The following is a 541-nucleotide window of genomic DNA, read 5'->3' as shown; positions in this document are numbered from 1 at the left end:
ATTCCCCACTGCTGCCTCCCGTAGGAGTCTGGGCCGTGTCTCAGTCCCAGTGTGGCCGGTCGCCCTCTCAGGCCGGCTACCCGTCGTCGTCTTGGTAGGCCATTACCCCACCAACAAACTGATAGGCCGCGAGCCCATCCCCAACCGAAAAAACTTTCCACCACCCAACATGCGAAAGATGGTCATATCCGGTATTAGACCCAGTTTCCCAGGCTTATCCCGAAGTCAGGGGCAGGTTACTCACGTGATACTCACCCGTTCGCCACTCATCCACCAAGTGCAAGCACCAAGCTTCAGCGTTCGACTTGCATGTGTTAAGCACGCCGCCAGCGTTCGTCCTGAGCCAGGATCAAACTCTCCACTAAAAACAAAAAGAAGATCCCAACCAAAAGAAAACTGACAAGAACAAAACAACACCAACAACACCAAACAGTGCAGCCAGCATCATCCTGCTACAAATCAAAAAAATCCATGGCCAGAAAACAAAAAATCTGGCACCACGAAACAAACAAACACGCTATTGAGTTGACAAAGAACAGAC

General features: G+C 51.0%; 1 rRNA gene. It reads right to left on the bottom strand.

The window, feature by feature from the left end:
- Positions 1-365 (bottom strand): 16S ribosomal RNA (locus tag HMPREF2757_RS02385); the annotation flags it as partial.
- Positions 366-541: the final 176 nt, after the last annotated feature.

The organism is Brevibacterium sp. HMSC063G07, from assembly GCF_001810665.1.
Taxonomy (GTDB): Bacteria; Actinomycetota; Actinomycetes; order Actinomycetales; family Brevibacteriaceae; genus Brevibacterium.
Note: the sequence above shows the minus strand (reverse complement) of the source record. Positions and strands in the feature narration are given on the sequence as shown.